Source organism: Leclercia sp. UBA5958, assembly GCF_002430365.1.
Lineage (GTDB): Bacteria > Pseudomonadota > Gammaproteobacteria > Enterobacterales > Enterobacteriaceae > Enterobacter > Enterobacter pneumoniae.
Window position 1 is genome coordinate 283,821 of record NZ_DJCE01000007.1, and the last position, 24,716, is coordinate 308,536.

Below are 24,716 nucleotides of genomic sequence, written 5' to 3' on the forward strand. Positions count from 1 at the left end.
GGTAGCAGCCATAATGCGGGTGTTACTTATTCAGGACAATAATGCTAATGTTCAAAACATATCGGACAAATATTCTTAAGTGTTGTTAATGATGGAATCACTGAGTGGTATCACTTTTTTTGTGCAGGCAGCAGAAGCGTTGAGCTTCTCCGGGGCCGGGCGTAACCTTGGCGTTTCTTCATCAACGGTAGGCAAAAGCGTCTCCCGGCTGGAAGAGCGGTTGGGCGTCCGCCTGTTTCACCGCAGCACGCGAAGCATAAGGCTCACCGCTGAGGGCAGTCTGTTCCTTGAACGATGCCGCCGCATTCTGAGCGAAGTGGAAGCCGCCGAGCTGGAGCTTTCTGAAACCAGACTACAACCCCGCGGGCGCTTGCGTATCAGTATGCCTCTTGTTGGTATGCTGGTGATGCCTGCCATAACCGCCTTCATGCATCGTTATCCCGAGGTCGAGCTGGATGTGGATTTTTCGGATCGCATGGTAGATGTGATTGAAGAGGGATTCGATGTAGTGATGCGTACCGGTGAACCGGCTGATTCACGCCTTATGTCACGCACGCTGGGCAACTATCAACTAAAGCTGGTTGCTTCACCGGGCTATCTGGAAGCGTTCGGGGTACCCGAAACCCCTAACGATCTGGTCCAGCATGCCTGCCTGCACCACAGATTTCCCAGTACGGGCAGGCTTGAACCCTGGCCGCTGAAAACATCCTCTGATACACCGGTCGTAAGCCCACCAGTAACGATGATATGCAACACCTCGGCCGCACTGATGGATGTTGCCCTGGCAGGGCTGGGCATAGCCTGCCTGCCGGATTTCATGATACGGCCCTCTCTGGCGACAGGCCAACTTCAGCTCGTCCTTGATCAGCATATCGCGCATCAGGGTACGTTCAGATTGTTATGGCCCTCAAGCAAGTTTCTCTCACCTAAAATACGCGTGTTCATCGACTTTATGGCCGAAACGCTTTTTCGGGACGAGGATGAGATCTGTTAAGTCTGCATGGGGCATTTGGGGGGATCGCTTGCGAATGTAGTATCCGCTTTTTGCTCACAGCGGACGTTGGCTCACAACCTGGCTCGCTTTGCGCCAGAAGCGGAAGTTTATTTACCCCAACTGTCGAAAGGTGAATCATTGCGTTAAGGCTTTGTTTGCGTATCTGTCCCAGAAACCGGTCATTTTGAATAGGCGGGGCGTCCAGAAACGCCAGGTAATCGACTTGCCTATAGCACTTATCAGGGAGGGTATACGACACCTTCGTGTCCGTAGGTATAACGCTTTCCCTGTGTTATTGTGCCAATAAGTGCATGGGTAAATTAAGGATGAGATATGTCCCGATTTAATTATATGAGTGACGACTACTTATCGACAGTATTTGCCGATGAGTCATTTACTTGTGATTGCTGTAAAAAAATTAGCAATGCTAAATATAACGGCCCCCAATATTCCACGGCGGATAATGATGCCAGCCTTTGTCCGGATTGCATTCAAACTGGTGAGGCTGTTCAATCCGGCTTAGTCGATTTTTTTAATGAAATAGATCCTGAATGTGTCGATGAGAACGTCTCGAGTGAAATTACTTGCCGCACACCGGGCATCTTTACCTGGCAAGATCAGGAGTGGGCTACGCATTGTAATGATGCGTGTGAATATCATGGCGATGCTACTGCTCAGGATATAATCAAAGCAGATGAAAAAACTATCCAAATCTGGATGGAAAGATACGACCAAAGCCGGAATGACTGGGATACCTTTATGAGCGGGTATCAACCCGGAGGAGATCAGGGGGTTTATAAATTCTCGTGTAAACACTGCAACGCTATCGTTCTTAATTGGGATTTCTCATAGTTCTTGGGAACAAAGAGAGTTGAGTCGCCACGATGCCGATATGCACGTTTGCGTTCTTTGATAAATGTTAACGTCCGCTTTTGCTCAGAGCGGACCTTCAGGGCCATTTAGGCCATATCGTGTGGCCCCTTCTGATTCCGCGAATGTTTCCTTTTCAGGGCGCGCAGGCCTTGCAATGTACTTTGCTTTATCATGATCAAAGCTTCGCTAACGCACTGGCATATTTCGGCGCCCACCGAAGCAACATGCCTCCGTCATCATTAATCTGTCCGAAATTTGACGATGGAGCGAAACATGATTGCAGTACTTTTTGAGGCAGATGCCCTGCCAGAAGCGCAGGAAAGATATCTTCAGCTCGCTTCAGAGCTGAAGCCTCTCTTATCCGACACGCCCGGCTTTATTTCAATTGAGCGTTTCCAGAGCCTGGCTACACCCGGAAAAATTCTTTCGCTGTCGTGGTGGGAAGATGAGGAATCTGTAGCGGGATGGAAGCGAAATGTGATGCATCAGGCTGCTCAGACAGAAGGGAAGCAGTCGATTTTTTCATTCTACAGAATACGGGTAGCCAGCGTACTCCGTGATTACTCTTCAGATAAGGGAACAAATCAGCATGTATGACATTCACGTTATTCTCAAAAATAGCCCGGGTTCCCTTGGTTCACTGGGGAGGGTATTGGGCGAAAACGGAGTGGGACTTGAAGGCGGTGGCGTATTTACAGGAGCAGAAGGCGGGCACGCACATTTCCTGGTTGAAGACGGTGAAAAAGCCCGCAGAGTGCTGACTGAAGCCGGTTTTGAAGTCCGCAACCTGTGTCGTCCTCTGGTAAGAAAGTTACCTCAGGAACGGCCCGGAGAGCTGGGAGAAATAGCGAATAAAATTGCCCGGAACGGGATCAATATTCTGGTACAGTACAGTGACCATAGTAACCGGCTCATCCTCATTACGGATGATGATGCCAGGGCAGCCGAAGTAACCCAAAAATGGGCAATACCTTCTGAATGAACATCGTTAAAACAAAGCGCGACAGTGAGCCAGATGATGTCCTTGAAACATCCATGGCAATGGTGGCTTCTGCGTTGTCTGACCCGTCCAGGGTCAGCATCCTGTGCGCCCTGATGGACGGGCGCGCATGGACAGCCACCGAACTTAGCGTAGTGGCTGATATAGCAGCCTCGACAACCAGCGGGCACCTAAACCGGCTTCTTACCAACGGTCTGGTTATTTGCCTGACGCAGGGGCGTCATCGCTATTACAGCCTTGCGGGACATCATATCGCCGGACTGCTGGAAAACCTGATGGGTGTGTCCATGCGTACTCGTAAGGCTCCTGCCTGTAGTACACCGCACTCTCTTCGTTATGCACGCACCTGCTATGACCATCTGGCAGGCGAGCTTGCTGTCAACATTTATGAGTGTATGCTGCGGGAAAAATGGCTGGAAGCCGACGGCTCGGCACTGACGTCAGCCGGCAAAATACATTTTGAGAAAATGGGCGTCGTACTGAATTCACGCTCGCGCCGCAAGCACTGTTGCCCCTGTCTGGACTGGAGTGAAAGACGTTCCCACCTCGGCGGTAATGCTGGCTCGGCACTGCTTACGCTTTTTCTTGAAAAAGAGTGGATAACGCGTACACCGGGATATCGTGAAGTGAATCTAACCGATTCAGGCAAGGTCGCCATGTATCGGCTGTTTGGGCTTAAAATTACCTGAGCTGGTAATACCTCTTTCTATGGCAGGGGGGCTTAAGGTGCCTTCACGTTATTCACCCATTTTTACGAACAAAGGTCTGGTTTTCGCTCACGGCGGAACTTCATATCCCTGTCATCTTTTAATTTCATATTCTTCCTCCCGGATCTCCTTACCATTTCCAGAGAGGGGTTAGTACAGATCTGACTCCATGTGTTTTCGGATCTCCGGTGAGAAAGATAAGGGCTCATCCACAAAAGGCAACAGTTAATCAGGATTGTTACTTATGCGGGATTAAAGCTTATGAAGGTAAAGAACGCATACATTATGAAGTAAAGGACAGTAACGCAGTCTGCGTTCCGTGCTACGTCAGGTCCTCCTGTACAGCATCATCATGATTCTGCAGACTCAGATCATAGATGCTGATAAGTAAAGCCAGTGCTTTATAAGCATAGCTTTCTCCCGTCTTGAGGGTGATTTCACCCCGGCGTTCCATCTCTCTGCCGACTGAGCTCAGGCTACGCATTATGGGCAGCAATTGACCTAACCGGCGGGCATAACCACAAGCAATCACAACGCGCTCAGTAAATTCAGGGCGATCAGTCATACCCTGACCTGATTCAGGCTTTTCCCCACAGTTATTCCCGCTCTGCAACCTGTAACAGAGGTTTAGCAGACTCATTATCTCATCAGCGATCTGGCAGGCATAGGGATCATGCAGAATATTATCTTCCATTTCGGCCTCCTCCATCAGTAACAACGATTGTGTCTGCGCCTGTTTTGAAAATAGACAGTGTCAGCCACACTGAAGAGTTGCAGTTACGGTTGCTTTGTATTCCCCAGGAGGTGTGTCTCTTGAGGTGTGCATATGGGCAGACCAGGAGGCACCTTCCGGAACTGATACGGTATTGGTGTCCACTGGAAAACCATTAAGGCCCAGGCGTATATGCGCACCCTGTCCAGATGGGCGGGTAATGTCAAGTCGGCCAGAGCCGCCAACAGGACCGGCTAAATTACGGCTCAGTGAGTCTCCTGCAAAAGCAGCGCCAAGATCAACCGTGGACGGTAATTCCCATGTTGCAGATATTTGTGAGTGAGCAGAGCCCTGGCTACTGGCCGATCTTACTATCAGGTTATTTTTATTCACAACTTCAACCTTCATTGAATATTGAGGGCTGTCTACCGGACAATCTTCGAATCTAAGTGTTCCAAACAAGCCCCCTTCGTTTAAATTCAGAAAATACGTAGTTCCGACAGTTTGATAGCCCGCTGGAGTTGCGATCAGGTTAACTGCTTTATTATTGATCGTAACGGCATCATTAACCCAGAACTGACACTCAATGGGAAGCAGCTGTGAATTGATATAAGCTTTTAAAGTATAAGGACTGGCGCGTAGTTGCGCCAGTGTGACAGAGGGAGCATCTTCTAACATTATATTTGGAAAACCGCGAGTGTCCAACGTATACCCTCCGCATGAAGCAGTGACTGCCGCAGCTGATGAATGGTAAATGATAAGTAAAATGTAATATATATATTTCATGAGGTACCTGAAAAAAATATGAATAAAAAATATGACGACTGTAGCAATATTTATTTTAATCGGCTTTGTAAGCAGGCAAAGACATAGCGTTAATATCTTTTAGTACTTAAAAATTCGGATGAAGAGTTGATAAAAGATTTATAACAACAGCTCCCCGTATGATTAGCTTATTGATAATCAAAAGTCATACTTACCACGCTCCTGAACCCCCCCGCTTCGACTGTTTCTTTTGTAGCCACGTAAGAGACTTTGTAGTCCAGGACATTAACTGGCAATGGCAGCAGAGCGCTGGTCTGTTGAATACTACCATCAGGCCTGAATTTCGTAATCCCGTCGGTCTGATAGAAGTAAATACCCACGCCTCTGGAACCGTCAGCAAGTGCATTTTTAAACGCAACAGGATCATCAACATCCTCCTGGCCGAAAGCCTTGACCACCACACGGTTAACGGTTTCACAGTCTGTGAGAGTGATCCTGACCAATTTTTCTCCGGCTGTAGTTCCTTTGCCACGAAGTTCGCGTGCAGTTATATCCGGTAATGTAATACTCTGGTTTGCTGAACCGCTATCAATAGTGCAGGTATTAGCCAGAACCTTCCCTGTAATTGTGATAGTGGCTGTATCTGCAGCAGCGTAAATAAGTGATGACTTTCCTGCCAGCAGGAAAAGCAATGCACGCAAAATAATCAATGAAAAATTGTTTTGTTTGCACAAGGTATTTCTACGCATATTAAAGGCCTCATTAAATATTATAGGTCAGATGCAATTACTGTTAATTCTTATAATCGGATTTTTATCATGAACCGGAGGCAAACGATATTGCGCGCTACAGTGCTTGCTATCACCCCATTCAGCGTATACGGAGCCGGTTTCCTGGAGGCCAGAAAGATAAACCTGACCATCATCACCAACAATGCCGCTTCGCTCATCAAACGTGACAACCGAACCAAAAGGTAGCGGTTTGCCTTTGTGAGTAAGTGTCATTAATACACGGTTGCCGTAGTGCCCTTTAAAATAGGTCTTAACCACTGCACCACGGGTAGGTACGACGTGTGTAACGGCATTATCAATATCAGTCATATCGTCCAGCGAGGTACTATCGAGAGCAACGCGATTTTCACGATATACGGAGGCATACGGTTTGATCGCGTAACCTCTCCAGTCAGTGTGTACGCCGCTTTCGTTCTCAAGCGCCACAGATGCGATTCCGGGTGCAGCAACAAGTATGCTCGTATCGCCCATCTGCTGCCCGATAGTCAATCCTTCATCATGCAACAGTGCTCCTCCTGACATGCCGTAATTTACCTGCTGGTAGTTTTGGCTGTAGCTATAACCCAGACTTGTGCTGCCGTAAGTTCCACGATAACTGGCTCCGGCATTTCCGCTATTGCCTTCAGCGGGCTTATAAGCCTGAGACACATTCCAGTTCAAGTTGTCCCCATCAAGTAATGTACCGCTCAGGCCAGCCTGATGTGAGATATCTCCGTTACCATTTCTCCCTGCACTATAGGTTGCATAAAGATTTTTTTTGCTGCCGGGGAATAACGAACTGAGCGGAGCAGACAGAGTGAGGAAAGCAGAATTCTCTGACGTTGCCCGACCGGAATAGCGGCTGAGTGTAATACTGTAATTTACAATACCAACAGAACTTGTAAATCCAGCCTGCAATGAATCAGTGGCGCCTGGTGTGTTCCAGTAGGTTTCACGATTACCAGAAAAATAAAAAGAGCTGGTATCACCTACCCGCTGGGAAACACTTGCCTGAATTTTCGCTCTTCTGCGATCATTGAGGTCATAATATCCTGACTGTCCATTTTTAAGTGGTCTTCCATCAATTCCTGTTTCATCGGATTGATGAAGCCATCCACTCATCCTTTTCAGCGCACTCTCGTTCAGGGTGCGGTAGCCGCTTGTGGAATAACGGTAACCGGTAAGCTGAAAAGTGGTGCCCAGATTATTAAGTGTACGGGCATACAGAAAACGAAGGGATTGCCCTTTATGACGGCTACCATCAGTTAAGGTACTGTCAGCATGAGAAACATCAGCTGAAAAAGCACCTAATGAACCAAGATTCATGCCTGCCCCCAACAGCCCTGAAAAATAATTTTCAGAGTACTGTGTTCCTCCATAGCTGGTTAAGCCGAAGGGAAGACCCCATATCAATGTTCCCTCAGCAAATTTCGGTTCTTCGTAATTTTTACCGGATGAGCGGAATGTTCCTGCGGTCAGGCTGTATTTAACGCGACCCTCACGCTGCAGAAGGGGTAACGTCGAATAAGGAACGATAGATATGCGTTCAGTGCCGTCCGCTTCAGTTACAGTAACTTCAAGATCTCCGCTTGAACCCATAGCAAAAAGGTCATTAATTTCGAAGGCTCCAGGCGCGACATACGTCTGATATACAGTGTACCCATTCTGACGCACATTGACTCTGGCGTTAGTGAGTGCAGTGCCCCTGATCACTGGAGCAAAGCTGCGCTGACTGTCCGGATACATATGATCATCGGTAGAAATCTGAATTCCTCTGTAACCTACAGAATCAAAAAGTTCTCCTTTCGTCATGCTGTCCCCCGCAGTAAATTCACTGCGTAACGGAATAATTGCACGACCAATAAAAGTACGGTGATGCTGCCACTGACGATAACGATATGAACTACCGGAATTCTCATTCCAGGTCCGTTCGTCACGCAATCGCCATGGTCCAAGATTCAGGCCGCTATTCAACCCAAGATAGTGGCTACTACGATTACCGTTGTTACCACGAACATTGTTTCCGTTGAAAACATAATTCAGCCGAGCTGCATTAATTCCTTCATCCCAGCGGTCAGGTGGAATGTAGCCTCGTGCACTACTCTTCATCGCAGCCTGAGGAATACTCACGTCAAGTCGCATATGTTCGAAATCGAAACGGGTAAAAGCTTCAGGAATAAAAACACCGGGAGATAAGCACTGTGTATCCTGAGCATCAGAAAGTAATCTTAAATTTACGCCCAGTTCATCAAGTAATTGACGATTCAGGCAAGCAATCAATCCTGTTCCATCACGGACCGTCATTTTTGCTTCTTCTGAAGAAAGTTGCTCCGCTTTGGTATCTTCAGCTGAGATAAATCGGAGTTCACGGTTCATCATCTCCTTACCGTTCAGGAAGATATCAACCTGATAATTTCCCGGAAGTTGAACCCCAGCCTTTTCAAAACGCGAAAGATCTGCAACCATATCCGGGTTATCCGCAATAAGCTCAGGCGCAAAATAAAGCCCCGAATAAGCGCCAGTAGAATAAAAAATACATAAAATAACGCTTATTTTAGCCTGAAATGAAAAGCTTGAATTATGGAAGTGGCTAAGCATCCCATCGTAATTAGCCGTTTTTTTCATTTTATCTTACTCTAAATCACGGAGTTATAATTATTAAAACGTAACACTCCTAACAGGAGTAAGTGCTCCGTAATCATCGATTGTCCTGAATTTAAATTCATTACCTGTATTAGCACGATAAGGGAATTCGGCATTATCCTGAGGATTAATCATAATGTCAGGGATATTGCTCCCTCCGATTCGGATCTGAGCCAGCGTAATGTGGTATGGGGTAGGGTTATGAACCTTTACCTTATCTCCCTGTCTGGTTACCTGGAGAAAAGATGGAGCATCGATAACAGAAGGTTTAAGCCCCTGGGGACGAACAAAAAGTTTAATTCTGGTTACTGCGGCAACCATCAGCACGTTTTTGCCGTCTAATTTATTCTTATCAAGTGATGGAATGGCTTTAGTATTAAGATAGTACAGTGTCTCTTTTTCAGGGTTTACGGCTTGCCCGACATACATTACCCGCAAAACATTCTCCTTACCCGGCCCACTGACATACATAGGAGGAGTAACGACAAAATCCTGACTTTTGGTCCCATTAGCTTCTTCGATCCAGGACTGAACTAAAAAACTGGACGCGTCTGAAGTGTTACGTACCTGCATACTGACCTGCTTCTGATTTGCAGGATAGATAAGGCGAGTGCCGCCAAGCATTATTCCTCCGGCCTGTGCGACAGAGGTGGTTACGCTAGCAGTTAATAATATTAGCGAGAACCAAAAATTGCCTGATATTTTGAAAGTCATTATTTAACTACCCTTCTTGAAAAAGTATATCTGTAAAATGCCCACCGCATCAACGGTGGGCTGACAAATCAATTATTCGTAATTAACACGGAAGTTCACAGTTGCATTAGCTGAGCCCGCTACTACACCATCGGCAGTTGCGACATATTTAGCGCTGAATGGGATTTCGTTTGCACCTGCAATAATTGTTTGCGACTCTGATGCAGCAGAGCCATCCACGTTCAACGGCTCATTATTTTGCAAAATTTGAATACCTACATTCTGTGCAGCTGAAGTAGTGTCACCGGCACCGGTTGCCGCAGACTTAACAGCAAGCGTCTGACTGTCACCGGCTGTTGCACCAATGAAAGTGATAGAGGCACTGGTATAGGCTGCACGAGCGTCAGGAGTTTCAGGAATAGCGTCTGCACCTAAATCGCAACCTACAAGCTTAATACTGAAAGGCACTGAAGATGAACTATCACCTTTGGATGAAAGACGATTGGTCGGAACCTGACCAAGCGTAACAGTTTGCCCGTCGCTGGTTGTATCTACCGCGCAGGGGGCTGCGACAATCGAGCCTACAAAATTAACCTGACCACCATCAACAGAAACGGGTGCCGCAAAAGCTGGATTCATACTGCCCATAATTAAAGTAACGAATGAAGCCATAACTGCTTTTTTCATATTGAGTCCTTTGTTTTTTAAATATAAATAAATAGTTCAGCCATAAGTAATTATGACATCTTATAAATCAGATTAGGTGTAACGAATAAAATCAATTCCATTTAGAAGAAACGATTCATCCATGCTTTTAGTGCTTATAATTGGTAGTGTGTTTTACGTCCTCCTTATTTAATGAAAGATAATTTGTCGTTTAGCTCATGAAGCCGGTAAAAATAGGCAGAACCATCATCATGTTTTTGTAAACACTCCTCAACCTTCATGGCAACATATCTCAGGCCTGCTGAATCCAGCGTAGGTGGCGAAATGCAAATAAAAATCCTGATGGCTGCAACCTCAGTAAATCCGTAACCAGATATAGCCGCTTCTATCTCGCTACACTTTATTAATCCAGAGAAATCGATCCCCATGAAATTTTTCATACCAGTCAACTTCACTTACCCCTCCTCGAAGAAATAAAAAGTAACGAATCACCTGTGTTACGAACTGTAGAAATCTTAAGTGCTGAACGATCAAATAAATATATATATCGAGGAATTTATGAGATATAGGATATTATTCTAATTTATAATTACTTATTAGCATTTATGTCTGCGAGTGGTGCGTGTCATTCATTCACGTATACTACGTTTAAAGCTACAACGTTAGTTATGGTGAATTTATGATTTACATTTTTGATGGTGGTGTTTCTTTCAGATCAGAAGATTCAGCTTTTTTTATAGAGGATAGCGATGAAGTTGCGATTACCATTAGCCTGACTATGGGGCGACTGCTTACTTACCTGATTGAACATCATGGTGAAGTATGTTCACGCAATGAGATACTGGAGCATGTCTGGGATGCTTATGGCCTGCAATCCTCAAACAACAGTCTGAACAAATATATTTCGGATTTACGAAAAACGTTCAGCACACTGGGGCTTGATCCGAATACAATAGCGACTGTTCCCCGCTTAGGGTTCATGCTTTCATTGGATCTTAAAATTTCTTACTCGCAGGACAGCTTATGTAGCAGATCTGAAAAATCGAGCGAAGCAGAGAATCCGGTTCAAAAAGGGAATAAAATAGTTTCTATGGTTACAATAGTCTTTCTTTGCCTTACGTTTTTAGCCATCCTTGTTTTCCCTTTCATTGTACAAAATTCATCAAGGGAAGCTAACCTCATTTATAAAAGGCAAGCGACCAGTATCGGTAAAGTAAAAATGTGTAGAATATTCTCACTAAATGAAATGCCCAGTAATTTCAAGTCAGCTACAAAAAACATTGTCGACGACTTAATTAAAAGGCACGGAATATCCTGTGAAAGAGAGTCTACTGTTTTTATGAATTTATCAGATGCTGTGTTGTTGGGAGATACGGGTAGAGTTTTTTTTGCACAGTGCTTTAAAACACCTGGCATCAAAAATAAAGTTCCATCCTGCAAAAGCTTTTATGAGATGCAATACAATGCGCCAGTATAAATTCATGTCCTTATCAATATTGTTGTTTTTTTTGGTTATGCTTGGTCATTTTTTATATTTCAGCCTGTACACAAGGCACTTTTTTGACATTAAATGCGTTGCCCATTTCACAGTTGCAAGAAATGAGCTTAATACTAATATGACAGTGACTTCTGTACTAACTTTGAAACCAGATTTTACTGGGCGAATGCAAATGAGTGGAAGTGTGACAACAAATAGGAATGTTCAAGCCGTATTGAGGTTTGTTGAATTTGACTATGAGATTGATAGCGAGAAAGTGCTTAAACTGAATAATTTCAGGCTTTCAAAATACGCAGGGGACAGTATGGATGAGTCTTTTTTTCAGGAAAAAATCATAGACCTCGGTCCTGATAAAACCCATTTTTTCACGCTGGAAAGGGTTAATGATTTGATAATCGTTGGTAATGGACACTCGCCTGTTTTCATCTGTGTTAAAAACAACTAATGCGCTTTCTAAGTTTCAGGTGGTTGTAAGGAGATCAATCGAGTGAATCATGGATTCTGATAAATAGCATTGTTATCGTCATCGAAGGAAGGTGAGGCCTACATTTTATTCTGATAACACAAGATTGAGTACGTTATATTGCTAACTTTGCCCTCTTTTTTAGCATCCTGATTATTCCGGGTGTCTGAATTATGTCGTCAGTTGTTGCCCTCATCTTGCCCATCGGCCTGTTGCAGAAAACCCTGTTCCTACATGCAATAGTGTATATGTTTAAAATTACTCACCTGGCTAACATACGAAGTGAAATCACAAATGATATAACTTATTAAGGCCAGTGTTTTCCCAGTTGGCTTCAGCCCGGCAAGCCTCTCATCTGTGAGGCATCCGTAATTTAATACAGGTTACAAACTCCCGGAAGAAATCGATCATCTAAGCCTGCCTGGCCTCTGCAACGGAATGCGTAAACACTTGATTGCATAATATCTCAGTAGTCTCTTGGGTACGGGCGTACAAATCATTGGCTGAATTTATCCAGTTCTTCAGCTCGAAGTGGCTAAGGTTCTCCAGTTTGGGTTAGAGCCGACTTTACTTTTTTTTCGGATCTGCAGGGATGATAAAAGATATTAAAGCAATATATACACTAATTATGAATAATTGTCTGATTAGAGAGAGTTGTCATGTGCATATTTTGGTAATTTATGATTCATCGTAATAACTTCGCTGATGTTATTCGGCAATCGACGAGCGCCAATATACATTCTCTTCCAGTATACATTCCTTAAAGACGAACGGGTGACACCCTTACTGACTGACGCGTGAATAAACTTATTGTTGGTATCATAAAAACCAACATGGAAGCCATTTTTAATTTTGAAGAAAACAAGATCTCCCGCACGAAGATTTTTTTTATCAACCTTTACCCCCATATGAATAAGATCATGAGTGGTAACACGTTTCATAGGAAGGTTAAATCTGTCTTTAAGGGTTCTCCATACAAACCCAGAACAATCGACACCATCAATATCAGTCCCTCCCCACTGATAGGGAGCCGTACGCCAGGTGTTCAGCTGATCGTGCAGCGCAGCCACGACAGGAATTAAGTCCGGAGAATAATGACTGTTAGATTTGACAAGAGATTTGCCGTCATTATTTTTTACTTTATGAACTCTTTTCTCACTGCAACCGGAAATAATCGCAACGACTAAAAGAATAACTAATTTAATACTTATAAGTTTCATAAACATTTATACAGGTAACCGGAATGTCATACTAACCCGACAGAAGGATTACCCCTGTATATAATGTGAGCAACTTACTCTACATTACAAAATTCATAACTTGTTAATGTTTTTCGGTTATCTTGCTCGTTACTGGTATTGTCATGGCCTTTCAGCAGGCTGATTTCGCGCTTCCTCTGGCGTCGTACGTATTCCTGCCACGCCAGTACCGTCATGCTGAACTCCCATCGCTCTCGGCAATAAGTCGTGGTTTACAGGGCTGGGTTGCAAGAGAGTCAGTCAACAATAAACAGTTTTGCACCCGTACTCGTTTTCGACTGATGTTGCTCTGCATTATCGCCAACCTGATAGCTCATGCCTGGCTTCAGGATGAATTTCCGCCCATCATCGAGCACTGTTTCTAACTCGCCTTCCATGCAGAACAGGATATGGCCTTTCTTACACCAATGGTCCGCAAGGTAGCCCGGCGTATATTCAACCATCCGCACACGGATTTGATTAAGCGCGTTACCAAAGAATTGGGTGCGCCAGTAGGCGGTGCCAGTCTCTCCTGGATGCTCTGTTCTTTCGACGTCATCCCAGTTCGTTGTACCAAAAGCAAACGCATCCATCTTCATTCTGTTGTTCTCTTTGTGAATTAGAATTCAATCAGCGCACCCACAGGATTATCGTTGCGCTGCTTAACTTCACCCTCGGGGGTATTAATTTTCAAATAGCATTTTAACCATCGGCGACCCGATTAAAACGATCAGCATGACCAGACTCGTTGTCCACACCGGCAAGGGGAGACGACCATTCAGTGAAAATACGATAAGGGCACAGGCAGCCAGTAGCATAGAGCCATACAGGAACAAGAAGCGCGGCGAGGTTAGCTCTGGGGTGCTGGGGAACTGCAATGAAAATATTGGCCCGATAAACAGGATGGCCAGCGGTACTGCCCAGTATAAATTCAGTTTCATAAAGCGCTTCCTTTCTTTATTTTCAGCTCGTGATGCAGCAATGATCGGATCTTTCTGGCGATATACAAAGCGGAAATCGTTTTTTGGCCCCAGAAAAAATTCTGAGGCGCTTTGCGAATGGGACGGAAATTAAGCGGGACATCTGGCGACGGGATAAATCATTCAGCTTCAATCTTGCGCATGCGTTAACCTTTATTCTGCGCCGTAGCATCGGCACTGAATCCTTAAAGGAGCGGCTCTACGCTAATTGCTTACGCTGAGCGCGTTGCCCGCCACCTAACCCTTTGATTACGGTTCCGGTACCCAAATTTTCGCTTCGCTATCGTCAGGGTAGTAATAGCCATTGGGTATCGATTGCAACTCGACAAGACTTCCCCAGGGGGTATAAAAGTATACGCCGGCATTATTTTCAGTGTCTTCATGACGCGAGTTCCCGTGGGGCTCTGAAAGAAACTTGCCTCCCGCAGCCTTCACTCTTTCAATGGCGTAATTGATATCGTCTACGTATAAAGAAATATGGTTCCAGCCAAAATCCTGCACTCTTACCGGCTTCGTTTGATCTTCACTGATAATTTCAAAAAGTTCCAGGTTTGGCCCATTACCAATGCGCAGTAGCCGTTGCTTGATCATCATTGAGCCAGAGGTTAAGCCCAGTTGTTTCTCGGCATCAGCCCCTTTCAGCGGTGTGTCCTTGTCCGTCAGGCCGTCATAAACATATTTTGCATCCAGCGCCTTCTGCAGAAATTCCGTTGCCTGTTGCAGATCGGGCACGGTTAATCCGATATGGTTGATACCGCGGGTAACAGCACGAGTCGTTTCATGTTCCATCTCTATCCTCCAGTCAGGTAATTGAACGCTCTTAAAAAAGCGTAGTCCCTTTTCCTTGATGAGGTTTGTTCATGCGTTTAATGAAAGACTAAAAATCAGACGTTATGGGCGAAAAGACAACAGCTTGCGTAGTGCAGATCTGTTGTCCGCTTTGGCCAGAAGCGGACGTTGCCAACTCTACGCAGTCTCTCTTATCGAAGAGATAAACGTTAAATTTTTTCCTGATTAACGCGGACGGAGAGCGCCTGGTGGCTCTCTTTTCGTTCGCTATAACGATCGGCGAGATAATCTGTTTGCCCCTTCAGCAGCAGCGTGATTTTAAATAACTCTTCGGCCACATCGACAATACGGTCGTACCAGGAAGAGGGTCGCATTCGTCCATTTTCATCAAATTCCTGCCAGGCTTTGGCGACTGAGGACTGGTTGGGAATGGTGAACATCCGCATCCAGCGGCCCAGAATACGCATCTGGTTCACGGCATTGAAAGATTGCGAGCCGCCGCAGACCTGCATCACCGCCAGAGTTTTCCCCTGGGAGGGGCGAAGGGCGCCTTCGCTTAAGGGTATCCAGTCAATCTGGGCTTTCATCACCGCGCTCATGGCCCCATGCCGCTCCGGGGAACTCCACACCATGCCGTCACACCATCTGACCAGCCCGCGCAGTTCGGCCACTTTTGGGTGCGTATCCGGGGCGTCATCCGGCAGGGGTAAACCGGAAGGGTTAAACAGTCTCACCTCTGCGCCCATCGCCGTCAGCAGGCGACCCGCTTCTTCCGCTGCGAAACGGCTGTACGAACGCTCCCTTACCGAGCCGTACAAAATCAGAATACGTGGCGGCTCCTGAAGCTGCAGGCGTTCAGCAATCTTTTGGTCAAAGCATTCAGCGTTCAGGGCAGGAAACTGTTCCATTGTTTACTCCGGGAGATGATGATTTCAAAAAATACACATATGATTTACCATATATGAAAGATAAAGGGAACGGAGCAAAAAATGCTACAACCTGTGCAGCTTTTTAAAATCCTGGCGGATGAGACCCGTCTTGCCATTGTCATGCTTCTCCGGCATTCGGGTGAGCTGTGCGTCTGCGATATTTGCGCGGCTACCTCGGAGTCACAGCCCAAAATTTCCCGGCATATGGCTATCCTGCGTGAAGCAGGGCTGGTGCTCGATCGTCGGGAAGGCAAATGGATCCACTATCGTCTTTCTCCCCACATGCCGGCATGGGCCAGTGAAACAATAACGCTGTCATGGCAGTGCCTGCGCGAAGAGGTGGGTGAATGGTTAAAAAAATCCGCCTGTACCTCCTGCTGAGTAGTGTAGTCATATACGTATAATCATATATAAGGAGCCTGAAATGTTTCTGGCAGGGAGTATCTTTATCCTGACGCTGGTTCTGGTCATCTGGCAGCCCAGGGGGCTTAGCATCGGCTGGAGCGCAAGCATCGGAGCCGGGCTGGCGTTGGTTACGGGAGTTATTCATGTCGAGGATATTCCCGTCGTCTGGGACATCGTCTGGAATGCCACGGCCGCTTTTATTGCGGTGATCATCATTAGCCTTTTGCTTGATGAGTCCGGTTTCTTTGAATGGGCCGCGCTGCATGTTTCACGCTGGGGGAACGGACGGGGTCGCCTGCTCTTTACCTGGATAGTTTTGCTTGGCGCTGCGGTGGCTGCGCTGTTTGCCAACGACGGCGCAGCGCTGATATTGACGCCAATCGTGATTGCGATGCTGCTCGCACTGGGGTTCAGCCAAGGGACGACGCTGGCCTTTGTCATGGCGGCAGGGTTTATCGCCGATACCGCCAGTTTGCCGCTGATCGTCTCCAACCTGGTAAATATCGTCTCAGCGGATTTCTTCAACCTGGGCTTTACACAGTACGCCTCGGTCATGGTCCCCGTAAACCTGGCGGCCATTGCGGCCACGCTGGTCATGCTGCATCTTTTCTTCCGCCGCGATATCCCGGCGACCTATGACGTCTCGCTTCTGAAAACGCCTGCCAGCGCGATAAAGGATCCGGCGACCTTCAGGGCGGGCTGGATTGTGCTGCTGCTCTTGTTGATTGGGTTCTTTGTTCTGGAGCCGCAGGGGATCCCGGTCAGCGCAATAGCCGCGGCTGGCGCGGCTGTGCTGCTGGTGGTGGCGAAGCGAGGCCATGCCATCAATACAGGAAAGGTGCTGCGCGGAGCGCCATGGCAAATCGTGATCTTCTCGCTCGGCATGTACCTGGTGGTTTATGGCCTGCGCAATGCCGGACTCACAGAGTCGCTCTCGGGCGTGCTGAATCTGCTGGCGGATAAGGGGTTATGGGCAGCCACGTTCGGCACCGGCTTCCTGACCGCCTTCCTCTCGTCGGTGATGAACAACATGCCGACGGTGCTGATTGGCGCCCTCTCTATTGACGGGAGTACTGCAACCGGCGTCATTAAAGAGGCGATGATTTACGCCAACGTCATTGGCTGTGATTTAGGCCCGAAAATCACCCCGATAGGTAGCCTGGCCACGCTGCTATGGCTGCATGTGCTGGCACAGAAAAACGTGACCATCACCTGGGGATATTACTTCCGCACCGGCATTATCATGACCCTGCCCGTGCTCTTTGTCACTCTGGCCGCGCTGGCGTGGCGGCTCTCTGTCACTTTGTAATGAGATACTGATATGAGCAACATCACCATCTATCACAACCCGGCCTGTGGCACCTCCCGTAACACGCTGGAGATGATCCGTAACAGCGGGAACGAACCGAACATTATCTATTATCTCGATACGCCCCCCACCCGCGATGAGCTTGTGCAGCTGATCCAAGATATGGGGATCCCGGTGCGGGCGTTGCTGCGTCAGAACGTTGAACCTTATGCGCAACTGGGTCTTGCAGAAGAGATATTTTCTGATGCGCAGTTGCTTGATTTTATGCTTCAGCATCCCATCCTGATCAATCGACCAGTGGTGGTCACGCCGCTTGGGACAAGGCTTTGCCGGCCTTCAGAAGTGGTGCTGGAGATCCTGCCTGAAGGTCAGAAGGGCGCTTTCACGAAAGAGGATGGCGAAAAAGTTATTGATGAGACCGGTCAGCGGATTAAGTAGCTGGCCCTCATTCGTTGAGCCGGGCTGACTGTCTCAGAAAATGCCAACGATCCTGCGTGGGCAAGCTCTTTAAAACAGGCCCGGTCCCCTGAAGGTGCGCCGCCATTCGCTGGGGCTGACATTAAAGCGCGCCTTGAAACTCTGGCGAAAAGAGACCGGGGACTGGTATCCCACCAGGGACGAAACCACGTCAATGCTGTGATCCGTGGTTTCGAGCAGCTCCTGGCTTCGCTGCAGACGCTGGGCGCTGAGCCAGTCTTTGACGGTCATACCGGTTGCCTTCACAAAATGGCGCGTCAGCGTGCGCCGGCTCATGCCGGAAAAACCGGCCAGAGAGTCAATATCGTGGCGCTTGTCCAGGTTGCGGCGCAGGTAGTTAATAAGGTCATTAATCTGCTCGTCACGCGTCGTCTCCGGCACCACGTGCTCAATAAACTGCGCCTGTCCCCCTTCACGGTACGGAGGAATGACCATTCGCCGGGCCACGCGGTTCGCAAGTGCAGAGCCGTAATGTTCCCGCACGATATTCAGGCAGCAGTCTATGCCTGCGGCCGTACCCGCAGAGGTGATCAGGCGCTCATCGCTGGTATAGAGCGCATTACCGTCCAGCCTGACCTGCGGAAAGCGCCCGGCAAAATCCTGCTCAAACTCCCAGTGCGTCGAGGCCCGGCGGTTATCCAATAGTCCGGCATAGGCGAGTACGTAAGCCCCAAGGCAGAGTCCCACCACCTCAGCCCCGCGTTGCCAGGCAGCTCGCAGGGCATCAAGCAGGGCAGGGGAGGGACGCACCCCGGGATGCTCCCAGAAGGGGACGATAATAATGTCTGCAATCTCGAGTTGCTCAGCGCCATGCTCCACGTTAATGGAAATCCCGATATCAGATCCCACTGTGCCAGGCTGCTCAGCACAGATCGTCACGTCGAATAGCCCCGGCTCCGGCATGGCCTTATCAAAGACCATGGACGGAACGGAGAAGTGAAACGGGCTAAAACCCGGCGTGGCAATAACGGCAACGTGCAGAGCGGACATAATAGAGACCTTTTACTGATTAAATCGGGTATAGCCGACGTTTTGCCGGCAGGCGGCAATCAGATTTTAGCCGCCTGCAGACAGGCTGTGCGTCAGAGACTGAGCGTCTCGCCGTCTTCAGGCACCCGCACCTTTTGTTGCAGACCGTTTTCTGCGGTGTATGCACGCAACTCAGCGCGGCTGAGCAGGCAATGGTTTACGGCTTCCATATGTGAGGCCACCAGGGTCGCTGCCGGCAGAATCTCCAGCGTGCGCAGGGCATCCTCTTTACCCATAATAATGGCGCCAATCCCGTCGACCGTCGCACATCCGATATTGAGGACGACGACGTCCGGCGCGTATTTCTTCAGGCTGCTCACGTACGGCGGTACCCAGATGGTGTCGCCGGCAATATAGAGCGTCTTTTCACCCTCGGCGGAAAAGACCAGCCCGCACGCATCGCCCAGGCGTTCGGCCACTTCAGGAATGGCATAGGCTTCATCGCTGCCGTGCTGTCCATCGGTTTTCACGACGTTAATGCCGGCAATGACGTTGGTGTCAGCCAGCACGCTGACTGCGGTAAAGCCCTGAGAGCGGATAAGTGACGCATCGCTTTCATTCTGGGTGTAAATCACCTTGTCTTTGGGGATGAGCTGCTGAGCCGCTTCGTCCCAGTGATCCTGATGCGTATGCGTCACGATAATCACATCTACGTCCAGCAAGGTGTCAACGGAAACCGGCAGCGCCACCAGAGGGTTACGCAGGTGAGAACGCGCCGTTCCGGGAAAGCCGGGCCAGGCCTCTTTATCCGCGAGCATCGGGTCGATCAGGAAGCGAACCCCGGCATAGTCAAGCTTCAGTGTGGCGTTTCGTATTTGAGTCAGCTGCATTTTTTACTCCGTCAGGTACACCGCAGCGATGCGGTCTGTGCATGGAGAGCGCAGTATAAAAAAGCTGCGGAAGAGGGGTGAGGCGCGCGCAGGTCATTCTTCGATGAAAAAGGGTCAAAAAGCGATGCCATCGCGCTCAGAGCATTATCCCTTTCCCGTTGGCGACCGGCCTGTCTCCTGTGGAAACGAGGTTGGCCCGATATCATCGCATTTTGACTTCCTGGCCTCTCACGCCGTTGCGGGGCGTTTTTTATACTGTTCGGACTGTTAACATCCGAGGTAATACTATGGCATACGCACTCATCGATGACGGCATCGAAATTTACTACGAAGCGAAGGGGCAGGGCCTGCCGATCGTTTTTGTTTCCGGCTATTTTGGCATCAGCGATATCTGGCAGGCACAGACCGACGTGTTGTCCAGGACATTCCGCACGGTCTCTTATGACAGCCGCGGCTATGGCCGTTCCGCTAAACCCCTGCAGGCAGAGGCATACAGCATTCCGCGTCACGCAGAGGATTTAAAAGCGGTGATTGATGCGGCTGGCATCAACGGGCCTGTGGTACTGGTTTCTCATTCGATCGGCTGCAATATCATCTCCACCTTTGCAGCGAACTCTCCGCAGCGGGTGGCCGGACTGGTCTATACCGCCTGCTACGTAGACGGCAAGCAGATGCGCGACGCGGGTATGACCGTGGAGGGGGTTAGCGAAGCGGTTGCCACGCCTTCCGGTGCGGTGGCCTTTTATCAACCCTTTGGCGTCCCGGAAAGCGTGGGTGCCGAGGCCGCAAAATGGGCGACGCATGCGCTGCAGGCGAATGCCGCTGCATTCCTGAACCATGAAATGGCCGATCGCTATTGCGCTATTACCGCACCGGCACTCATCCTGCAGGGTGAAAACGATGCGCCTAATCCGCTTCCTTTTGCCACCGCGCTGCAGCAACTGCTGGGCGGTGGGGCAGAGCTAAAGGTGCTGAAGGGGGTCAACCACTTCCCGCCGCTGGAGGCACCGGAAACCGTTACGACCTTTGTTGAAGAGCATGCAGCTCGCTGCTTTGCTGAATAATCCTTCTCTGAATGCCCATTAACGACGAAGCCACCTGCAGGGGTGGCTTGTATGAGCTGTGATAGGTTTTCGCGGTGTATGCTTATGCGTTAAAGGGCATATTCATCATCGCCTTATCCTTAGGCATTTTTGATATTGGTCGCTATTCGCTCAGGGCGAACCTCAAGCTCAGATAGCCTGTTCGCGTGATGCAACAAATGGACGTTGCGCGTTTAATCATCAAAAATCAGGGTGGAGCATTTTAAGGAAGATGGTAAGGTCGTTGTTTGCTCACTTCCAGAAGGATCTCAGTATGAACAACCTGTTACGCAAGAATTATCCTGAGTTAGGTGAAGTAAAGGCTCCTTATGTTCATTCCGTAAAACATGGCAATACGCTCTACATTTCAGGATTGACCGCATTTGGCACCGCCGCTCAACAGAAAGGCATGGCTGAACAGGCTGAAGAGATATTCAGTCAAATGAGAAAAATCATTACTCTGGAAGGTGCTGATTTTTCAGCCCTGATCAAAGTGACGATATTTATTACCTCTTTTACGGAGATCGACGAACTACGCAGAGTGTTGTACCGAAATTATGGTGATCACTTGCCAGCGAGCTCGCTCGTAGAAGTCAGCCGCCTCTTTTCACCTGACCTCTCGATAGAAATTGAGGCGATATTCGGCCTCTAATTCATATTTCATAACCGGATAAGTTCAACTCTTCAGTTTTTAACGCCGTTATATAAAACCCTTTCTGGAAATAACGTCCGCGCCTTGCTCGAGGCAGACTGCACGACGCTTCAGGTGGTCAGTTTCGTGCCAGGCGCGGACGTTCCTGGCACTGTATTATATTATTCACCGTAGGCAGGTCGTGGGGCAGGCGTTTGACGCATTGAGGGCCGAGTCTGGAAGCCTTCCAGACCTTACCCGTCAGTTGGCTTCGCCCTGTAGCCGGTGCCGATAATGTTTCAGGACAACCTGTGTCACGATCTGGCCGTAAATAAAACCGCCCAGCCCAGCAAATACTACGGTGCCAGCCATGCCGCCAAAGTACGCTCCTGCGCCGCCGAAGGCCCCGCAGAGGGCGAGGCCGCCCCAGGTTTGCCAGTGCCGAAAGGCCGATTTATACGCGCTCCGCCACCGTCTTACGCGCTCCTTATAAGGTAAGTCTTTTAGTTCGCTAATACTTTTAAGGGTCCAGTAGATTTTCACGGGGATGTCCTTGGTCCGTTGCTTACGTAAAAGAAAACATAAAACGTTGGCATAGGAAAGGATTACTCAGTGTCCGCTACTGGCTCAAAACGAACCTGCAGTCCAGCCAATTCGTCCGCTTCATGCCATAAGCGGACATTGAACGCTTTCAGGATAATTTCATAACAGCTCTGGTATTTATGCTTCTGCAAATCAATTTCTAATGATTATTGCTATTTCGCCATAAAAGCATTCTGAATTGGGTTAAAGTCAAACATGATAGTGCGCACTACAATACCTCTCTTATTGATACAAGCATTCAGGCTAAGCCTTTCTAACTGAGCTCTTCCCGGCAGGGATAGCTTCAGAAGCCGTTGCGGAAATACATTAAGGAGAAAGCTATGTCTCGTATCGTTGTTATTGGTGGCAGTGGTCACGTAGGCTCTTATCTTGTTCCAATGCTGGTTGAATTGGGTCACCAGGTGGTAAATGTCAGCCGGGGTGCAGCAAAGCCTTATCGCCCTCATTACGCATGGTCTCTCATCGAAAATGTTGTTATTGACCGGCTGGAAGAAGAAAAGAAAGGAACCTTTGGTCAACGTATTGCTGAGCTTCAGGCCGATATTGTCATCGACATGATTGCATTTGATCTCGACAGTACGCAGCAGATTGTTGAAGCGCTTCGCGGCAGGATTGAGCATTATCTTTTCTGCAGTTCAATCTGGGTTTACGGTCGTTATGTGTCAGTCCCCTCTCTGGAGACAGATCCTGTCAGCCCGATTGATGCTTACGGACAGGGTAAAGCGGAAAGCGAAGCCTGGCTGATGCGTGAGGCGCGGCTGTCTGGCTTCCCGGCTACTTGTTTCCGTCCGGGACATATTGTCGGTGAAGGATGGGTACCAACTACGCCTCAGGGGAATTCGAATCCTGAAGTATATTCGCGTATTGCCCGTGGTGAAACGCTGGCACTGCCTAATCTCGGAAGTGAAACGGTACATCATGTTCATGCAGTTGATGTCGCACAGCTTATCATTAAGGCCATTGAAAACCGTTCTGCTTCAGTAGGTGAAATTTTCAATGCGGTATCCGGCCAGGCCATCACGCTCAGGGGTTACGCTGAAGCTGTTTTCCGCTGGTTTGGCAGGGAGCCGTCCCTGAAGTTCCAGCCTTTTCACGAATGGCTTGCCGGGCTTGAACCTGAGTTTGCTGAAAACTCCAGAGGGCATGTGGTGCGAAGTTCTTCACATTCCATTGAGAAAGCCCGCGTCAGGCTGGGTTACCAGCCCCGTTACAGCAGCCTGGAAGCAATCCATGAGTCCGTTCAGGCACTGATAGTCCAGGGGCAGGTAGAGTCACCCTCACGCTAATTACGACGCTGATACGTTTTTAAACCTTTGTTCTGGCGGGGCAGACTGATATCGCTGCTCCGCCAACATCCTGCTTTTTTATCTGACTGCAGGCTGTAAGCCTGTGGTAATTGTTCACCATCATCATTAGAAATTATTTATGAATAAACCGCTTAATGCGGGCGGCTTCAGTGCGCCCGAAATGACGTCTGCCTGGAGTGCAGTCATCAGCATGGCTCTGCTGTGCTTCGTCCTCGTTTCATCAGAATTTATGCCGGTCAGTCTGCTGACACCGATTGCAAATGATCTGTCGGTCACGGAAGGCCAGGCGGGTCAGGCCATTGCCTTTTCCGGGCTATTTGCGGTGATTACAAGCCTGTTTGGTAACACATTGCTTGCCCGCTTCGACCGGCGTACAGCAGTGATTTTCTATACCCTTGTGATGGTGATGTCCGGGGTCATCGTCACGTCTGCTCACGGCTACGGCATGTTTATGTTCGGGCGTGCGTTGATTGGTATATCCATTGGGGGATTCTGGTCGCTTTCTACGGCCATTCTGGTACGGATTGTGCGTCCCGTGAGTGTCCCTAAAGCTATCGCCATTCTGCAGGGCGGGACCGCACTGGCGTTCGTGGTGGCGCCACCGCTGGGAAGCTTTCTGGGCAGCCTCATCGGCTGGCGGGGTGCATTCTTTACCGTGGTACCTGCGGGTGTGATCTGCCTGATATGGCAGATGGTCGTCATACCGAAACTGCCGCCGCAACGTGATACCGGCATAAGACAGATAGCATCCCTGTTACGCAGCCGGACATTCGCCCTGGGCATGATTGCCGTAACGCTTGCCTTCATGGGACAGTTCTCGCTGTCCACTTACCTGCGTCCTTTCCTCGAAAGCGTCACTGGACTGGGCATCAACATGATTTCCCTGTTCCTGTTGGGCGTAGGCGTTGCAGGGCTGACGGGAACGCTGATTTCAGGTTTTTTTGTCAGGGATAATCTGCTGCCAGCCCTCACCGGTTTACCGGCGGGCCTGGCGATCGTCGCAGGTCTGCTCACAGGACTGGGACACATACCCGCCGCCACAGGAGCATTGCTTCTGGTATGGGGCATACTTGTGACTCCCATTCCTGTCGTATGGAATACCTGGATGACCCGGATTATTCCGGATGAACTGGAGGCTGGCGGTGCCCTGATGGTCGCCCTGATTCAGTTCGCCATTACAATGGGCGCATTCACTGGGGGCGAATTATTTGATCACCGGGGCTGGGTCAGCACCTTCATGCTCGCAACCGCCCTGCTGGTAGCCTCAGCCATTATTGCCGTCATGCCCGGGCGTCGCTCACTGGCAGAAAAATAATTGCCAGA

The 24,716-nt window shown here is 48.7% G+C and carries 29 protein-coding genes; 14 read left to right on the forward strand and 15 right to left on the reverse strand.

Annotated elements, in window-relative coordinates; genetic code table 11:
• Positions 1–91: 91 nt before the first annotated feature.
• The 5 genes from B2Q93_RS10760 to B2Q93_RS10780 all read left to right on the forward strand — a co-directional run bounded on the left by B2Q93_RS10760 (position 92) and on the right by B2Q93_RS10780 (position 3,556).
• Positions 92–994, forward strand: coding sequence for a LysR family transcriptional regulator (locus B2Q93_RS10760; RefSeq protein WP_286933416.1), 903 nt, complete (start codon positions 92–94; stop codon positions 992–994).
• 333 nt (positions 995–1,327) lie between these two features.
• Positions 1,328–1,846 (forward strand): CbrC family protein, encoded by a 519-nt coding sequence (locus B2Q93_RS10765; protein ID WP_286932901.1) that lies wholly within the window; start codon positions 1,328–1,330, stop codon positions 1,844–1,846.
• A gap of 294 nt (positions 1,847–2,140) precedes the next feature.
• Entirely contained in the window at positions 2,141–2,464 is a 324-nt protein-coding gene (locus tag B2Q93_RS10770; protein WP_286932903.1) for an antibiotic biosynthesis monooxygenase family protein, read from the forward strand.
• The gene (locus B2Q93_RS10775; RefSeq protein ID WP_046884364.1) at positions 2,457–2,849 is read left to right on the forward strand and encodes an amino acid-binding protein; all 393 of its coding nucleotides are present in this window, start codon (positions 2,457–2,459) and stop codon (positions 2,847–2,849) included. Before B2Q93_RS10770 ends, B2Q93_RS10775 begins: the two co-directional genes overlap by 8 nt.
• On the forward strand, positions 2,846–3,556 hold the full coding sequence (locus B2Q93_RS10780) for an ArsR/SmtB family transcription factor (RefSeq protein WP_286932905.1): 711 nt from the start codon (positions 2,846–2,848) through the stop codon (positions 3,554–3,556). Before B2Q93_RS10775 ends, B2Q93_RS10780 begins: the two co-directional genes overlap by 4 nt.
• A 340-nt stretch (positions 3,557–3,896) precedes the next feature.
• Here B2Q93_RS10780 and B2Q93_RS10785 read toward each other — a convergent pair whose 3' ends face one another.
• The 7 genes from B2Q93_RS10785 to B2Q93_RS10815 all read right to left on the reverse strand — a co-directional run bounded on the left by B2Q93_RS10785 (position 3,897) and on the right by B2Q93_RS10815 (position 10,278).
• Entirely contained in the window at positions 3,897–4,268 is a 372-nt protein-coding gene (locus B2Q93_RS10785; protein WP_286932907.1) for a hypothetical protein, read from the reverse strand.
• A gap of 60 nt (positions 4,269–4,328) precedes the next feature.
• A complete protein-coding gene (locus B2Q93_RS10790) occupies positions 4,329–5,072 on the reverse strand; it encodes a hypothetical protein (protein WP_286932909.1) in 744 nt (247 codons plus the stop codon).
• A gap of 167 nt (positions 5,073–5,239) precedes the next feature.
• The gene (locus tag B2Q93_RS10795; protein ID WP_286932911.1) at positions 5,240–5,800 is read right to left on the reverse strand and encodes a fimbrial protein; all 561 of its coding nucleotides are present in this window, start codon (positions 5,798–5,800) and stop codon (positions 5,240–5,242) included.
• A gap of 27 nt (positions 5,801–5,827) precedes the next feature.
• Entirely contained in the window at positions 5,828–8,446 is a 2,619-nt protein-coding gene (locus B2Q93_RS10800) for a fimbria/pilus outer membrane usher protein (RefSeq protein WP_286932913.1), read from the reverse strand.
• A 33-nt stretch (positions 8,447–8,479) separates the two neighbouring features.
• Positions 8,480–9,178: a fimbria/pilus periplasmic chaperone gene (locus B2Q93_RS10805; RefSeq protein WP_286932915.1), complete on the reverse strand. Its 699-nt coding sequence runs from the start codon at positions 9,176–9,178 to the stop codon at positions 8,480–8,482.
• Between the two features lie 72 nt (positions 9,179–9,250).
• Positions 9,251–9,844: a fimbrial protein gene (locus B2Q93_RS10810; protein ID WP_286932917.1), complete on the reverse strand. Its 594-nt coding sequence runs from the start codon at positions 9,842–9,844 to the stop codon at positions 9,251–9,253.
• A gap of 164 nt (positions 9,845–10,008) precedes the next feature.
• Positions 10,009–10,278, reverse strand: a complete 270-nt coding sequence (locus tag B2Q93_RS10815; RefSeq protein WP_286932919.1) for a hypothetical protein — start codon at positions 10,276–10,278, stop codon at positions 10,009–10,011.
• A 224-nt stretch (positions 10,279–10,502) separates the two neighbouring features.
• On the opposite strand from B2Q93_RS10815, the gene B2Q93_RS10820 reads away from it, so the two are divergent.
• Together B2Q93_RS10820 and B2Q93_RS10825 are read left to right on the forward strand one after the other, a co-directional pair.
• Complete coding sequence (locus tag B2Q93_RS10820; protein WP_286932921.1) at positions 10,503–11,300, forward strand: winged helix-turn-helix domain-containing protein; 798 nt, start codon at positions 10,503–10,505, stop codon at positions 11,298–11,300.
• Complete coding sequence (locus B2Q93_RS10825) at positions 11,287–11,766, forward strand: hypothetical protein (RefSeq protein WP_286932923.1); 480 nt, start codon at positions 11,287–11,289, stop codon at positions 11,764–11,766. The genes B2Q93_RS10820 and B2Q93_RS10825 overlap by 14 nt, the downstream gene beginning before the upstream one ends.
• A gap of 662 nt (positions 11,767–12,428) precedes the next feature.
• On the opposite strand, the gene B2Q93_RS10830 is transcribed toward B2Q93_RS10825, so the two are convergent.
• The 5 genes from B2Q93_RS10830 to arsH form a co-directional block, all read right to left on the reverse strand.
• On the reverse strand, positions 12,429–13,004 hold the full coding sequence (locus tag B2Q93_RS10830) for a C40 family peptidase (RefSeq protein WP_046884504.1): 576 nt from the start codon (positions 13,002–13,004) through the stop codon (positions 12,429–12,431).
• A gap of 275 nt (positions 13,005–13,279) precedes the next feature.
• Entirely contained in the window at positions 13,280–13,621 is a 342-nt protein-coding gene (locus tag B2Q93_RS10835; RefSeq protein WP_046884357.1) for a DHCW motif cupin fold protein, read from the reverse strand.
• An 84-nt stretch (positions 13,622–13,705) separates the two neighbouring features.
• Positions 13,706–13,963, reverse strand: coding sequence for a hypothetical protein (locus B2Q93_RS10840; RefSeq protein ID WP_286932925.1), 258 nt, complete (start codon positions 13,961–13,963; stop codon positions 13,706–13,708).
• 288 nt (positions 13,964–14,251) lie between these two features.
• Positions 14,252–14,791: a VOC family protein gene (locus tag B2Q93_RS10845; protein ID WP_040076662.1), complete on the reverse strand. Its 540-nt coding sequence runs from the start codon at positions 14,789–14,791 to the stop codon at positions 14,252–14,254.
• A 209-nt stretch (positions 14,792–15,000) separates the two neighbouring features.
• Positions 15,001–15,699 (reverse strand): arsenical resistance protein ArsH, encoded by a 699-nt coding sequence (arsH, locus tag B2Q93_RS10850; protein WP_286932928.1) that lies wholly within the window; start codon positions 15,697–15,699, stop codon positions 15,001–15,003.
• 81 nt (positions 15,700–15,780) lie between these two features.
• Between arsH and B2Q93_RS10855 the strand changes: the two genes are divergently transcribed.
• Genes B2Q93_RS10855 through arsC form a run of 3 tightly spaced genes read left to right on the forward strand, consistent with a single transcriptional unit; the run spans position 15,781 to position 17,872 of the window.
• The gene (locus tag B2Q93_RS10855; RefSeq protein WP_046884353.1) at positions 15,781–16,101 is read left to right on the forward strand and encodes a metalloregulator ArsR/SmtB family transcription factor; all 321 of its coding nucleotides are present in this window, start codon (positions 15,781–15,783) and stop codon (positions 16,099–16,101) included.
• A gap of 43 nt (positions 16,102–16,144) precedes the next feature.
• Entirely contained in the window at positions 16,145–17,434 is a 1,290-nt protein-coding gene (locus B2Q93_RS10860; protein ID WP_286932930.1) for an arsenic transporter, read from the forward strand.
• A 12-nt stretch (positions 17,435–17,446) separates the two neighbouring features.
• On the forward strand, positions 17,447–17,872 hold the full coding sequence (gene arsC, locus B2Q93_RS10865) for a glutaredoxin-dependent arsenate reductase (protein WP_046884351.1): 426 nt from the start codon (positions 17,447–17,449) through the stop codon (positions 17,870–17,872).
• A 69-nt stretch (positions 17,873–17,941) separates the two neighbouring features.
• Here the strand turns inward: arsC and B2Q93_RS10870 are convergent, their stop codons facing one another.
• Positions 17,942–18,901, reverse strand: a complete 960-nt coding sequence (locus tag B2Q93_RS10870) for a GlxA family transcriptional regulator (RefSeq protein WP_046884350.1) — start codon at positions 18,899–18,901, stop codon at positions 17,942–17,944.
• Positions 18,902–18,993: 92 nt separating this feature from the next.
• The gene (locus tag B2Q93_RS10875) at positions 18,994–19,770 is read right to left on the reverse strand and encodes an MBL fold metallo-hydrolase (RefSeq protein WP_207293171.1); all 777 of its coding nucleotides are present in this window, start codon (positions 19,768–19,770) and stop codon (positions 18,994–18,996) included.
• A gap of 287 nt (positions 19,771–20,057) precedes the next feature.
• Between B2Q93_RS10875 and B2Q93_RS10880 the strand changes: the two genes are divergently transcribed.
• Together B2Q93_RS10880 and B2Q93_RS10885 are read left to right on the forward strand one after the other, a co-directional pair.
• A complete protein-coding gene (locus tag B2Q93_RS10880) occupies positions 20,058–20,834 on the forward strand; it encodes an alpha/beta fold hydrolase (protein ID WP_286932932.1) in 777 nt (258 codons plus the stop codon).
• Positions 20,835–21,126: 292 nt separating this feature from the next.
• Complete coding sequence (locus tag B2Q93_RS10885; RefSeq protein WP_233801136.1) at positions 21,127–21,504, forward strand: RidA family protein; 378 nt, start codon at positions 21,127–21,129, stop codon at positions 21,502–21,504.
• Positions 21,505–21,744: 240 nt separating this feature from the next.
• Here the strand turns inward: B2Q93_RS10885 and B2Q93_RS10890 are convergent, their stop codons facing one another.
• On the reverse strand, positions 21,745–22,026 hold the full coding sequence (locus B2Q93_RS10890) for a hypothetical protein (RefSeq protein ID WP_263616438.1): 282 nt from the start codon (positions 22,024–22,026) through the stop codon (positions 21,745–21,747).
• A gap of 380 nt (positions 22,027–22,406) precedes the next feature.
• Between B2Q93_RS10890 and B2Q93_RS10895 the strand changes: the two genes are divergently transcribed.
• On the forward strand, positions 22,407–23,372 hold the full coding sequence (locus tag B2Q93_RS10895; RefSeq protein ID WP_286932936.1) for an NAD-dependent epimerase/dehydratase family protein: 966 nt from the start codon (positions 22,407–22,409) through the stop codon (positions 23,370–23,372).
• Between the two features lie 139 nt (positions 23,373–23,511).
• Entirely contained in the window at positions 23,512–24,708 is a 1,197-nt protein-coding gene (locus B2Q93_RS10900) for an MFS transporter (RefSeq protein ID WP_286932939.1), read from the forward strand.
• Positions 24,709–24,716 lie beyond the last annotated feature (8 nt).